Origin of the sequence: Aeromonas sp. ZOR0002, assembly GCF_963866995.1 — a bacterium.
Lineage (GTDB): Bacteria > Pseudomonadota > Gammaproteobacteria > Enterobacterales > Aeromonadaceae > Aeromonas > Aeromonas caviae.
Genome location: NZ_CAWMFQ010000339.1, coordinates 1 through 453 on the forward strand (window position 1 = coordinate 1; position 453 = coordinate 453).

At 58.5% G+C, this 453-nt stretch carries 1 pseudogene; it reads left to right on the plus strand.

Going from position 1 to position 453, the window contains the following annotated elements:
* Positions 1-124: 124 nt before the first annotated feature.
* Positions 125-453: pseudogene (locus AACR77_RS18360) on the plus strand (alpha-amylase family glycosyl hydrolase); the annotation flags it as partial.

Sequence of the window (453 nt, forward strand, 5' to 3'; positions counted from 1 at the left end):
AGTGGCCGCTGCTGGTACGACGCTGGTATCAGGGGGAATCCCCAGAAAATCTGGGACACCCACTTTTTTGACAGCGGCGTAGTCCTGTACTTGGCTTGAGGTGTCACTGCCCAGGGGGTGAGCCATGACCATTGCCCGTTCACGTCAAATCAGTTTGCAGGATACGCCTTACTATCATGTGGTCAGTCGCTGTGTGCGGCGGGCGTTTCTGTGCGGGGAAGATGCCCACTCCGGCCAGAGTTACGAGCATCGGCGCCAGTGGGTAGTGGACAAGTTGGGCCAATTGTCGCGACTGTTTGCCATCGGTGTGTGTGCCTATGCGGTGATGAGCAATCACTATCACCTGGTGCTCAAGGTCGAGTCGGATACCGCTGCCAATTGGAGCGAGCGAGAGGTGGCCGAGCGTTGGGGGGCGCTATTCCAGTGGCCGCTGCTGGTACGACGCTGGTATCA